At 65.9% G+C, this 1,846-nt stretch carries 2 protein-coding genes; both read left to right on the forward strand.

Going from position 1 to position 1,846, the window contains the following annotated elements:
- The coding region (gene urtB, locus H8B02_RS47030) for an urea ABC transporter permease subunit UrtB (protein WP_229172480.1) at nt 1-1,212 on the forward strand (1,212 nt) is incomplete at its 5' end.
- The coding region (locus H8B02_RS47035) for an ABC transporter permease subunit (RefSeq protein ID WP_446471720.1) at nt 1,209-1,846 on the forward strand (638 nt) is incomplete at its 3' end. The genes urtB and H8B02_RS47035, both read left to right, overlap by 4 nt.

The raw sequence follows: 1,846 nt of genomic DNA on the forward strand, positions 1-1,846 counted from the left end.
CCGGCCAAGCGGCTCGCCGCTGCGCAGTCGGTGTTCAAGAGCCACGACGAGAGCCTGCTGCCGACGGTGGAGGGCGCGCTCGCCAAGGAGAGCGTCAAATCGATCAAGCAGGCTTTCGCCGAGGCGCGCGCCGCCATCATCCTGTTCAAGCCGGATGCATCGGACAGTGACAAGCTCGACGCCGTTGCTGTGGTCAAGGCCCGCGGCGACCAGGAGGCGCAGGCGCTGCTCACCGGGCTCGGCGACCAGCCGCCGCTGGTCGCCAAGGCGGCGGCTACCGCGGTCACCTCGATCCAGAGCAGTCTCGCGATGTGGTCGATGGTGCAGAATGCCTGGTACGGCCTGTCGCTCGGCTCGGTGCTGCTGCTCGCCGCGATCGGGCTTGCCATCACCTTCGGCGTGATGGGCGTCATCAACATGGCGCATGGCGAGATGGTGATGCTTGGCGCCTACACCACCTTCGTGGTGCAGGAGGTGATCCGCACCCGCTATCCCGCGCTGTTCGACTATTCGCTGCTGATCGCGGTGCCGCTCGCCTTCCTGGTCGCGGGCCTCATCGGCGTCGTGATCGAGCGCACCATCATCCGCTTCCTCTACGGCCGTCCGCTGGAGACGCTGCTCGCGACCTGGGGCCTGTCGCTGGTGCTGCAGCAGGCGGTGCGCACCGCGTTCGGCCCGACCAACCGCGAGGTCGGCAACCCCTCCTGGATGAGCGGCGCCTTCGAACTCGGTCAGATCACCATCACCTATAACCGGCTCTGGATCCTCTGCTTCACGCTCGCGGTGTTCGCCATCCTGCTCGCGATGCTGCGCTACACCGCGCTCGGCCTCGAGATGCGTGCGGTGACGCAGAACCGCCGGATGGCGGCCTCGATGGGGATCGCCACCTCGCGCGTCGACGCGCTGACCTTCGGCCTCGGCTCGGGAATCGCCGGCATTGCCGGCGTGGCGCTGTCGCAGATCGACAATGTCAGCCCGAACCTCGGCCAGAGCTACATCATCGACTCATTCATGGTCGTGGTGTTCGGCGGCGTCGGCAATCTCTGGGGCACGCTGGTCGGCGCCTTCACGCTCGGCATCGCCAACAAGTTCCTCGAGCCGATGGCAGGTGCGGTGCTCGGCAAGATCGCGATCCTGGTGCTGATCATCCTGTTCATCCAGAAGCGGCCGCGCGGCCTGTTCGCGCTCAAGGGCCGGGCGGTGGAAGCATGACGCCGCACATCCTGACCCGTTCGCTCGACCGCGCCGCGACCGCGTTCGTCCTGCTCGTCGCCGCGGTCGGCGTGCTGATCCCGCTGTCGAACCTGCTGCTGCCGCAGGGCTCGATGTTCCAGGTACCGACCTATCTGGTGGCGCTGTGGGGCAAATATGTCTGCTACGCCATCCTCGCGCTCTCGATCGATCTGATCTGGGGCTATTGCGGCATCCTTTCGCTCGGCCACGGCGCGTTCTTCGCGCTCGGCGGCTACGCCATGGGCATGTACCTGATGCGGCAGATCGGCAGCCGCGGCGTCTACGGCAACCCGATCCTGCCCGACTTCATGGTGTTTCTGAACTGGGACAAGCTGCCCTGGTACTGGTACGGCTTCGACAAGTTCTGGGTTGCTGCGTTGATGGTGCTGCTGGTGCCGGGCCTGCTCGCCTTCTGCTTCGGCTGGCTCGCCTTCCGCTCGCGCGTCACCGGCGTCTATCTGTCCATCATCACGCAGGCAATGACCTATGCACTGCTGCTGGCGTTCTTCCGCAACGATTTCGGCTTCGGCGGCAACAACGGTCTGACCGACTTCAAGGACATCCTCGGCTTCAACGTGCAGGCCGAAGGCACCCGTGCCGCGCTGTTCCTGCT

The organism is Bradyrhizobium altum (genome assembly GCF_020889705.1).
GTDB classification, from domain to species: Bacteria; Pseudomonadota; Alphaproteobacteria; order Rhizobiales; family Xanthobacteraceae; genus Bradyrhizobium; species Bradyrhizobium altum.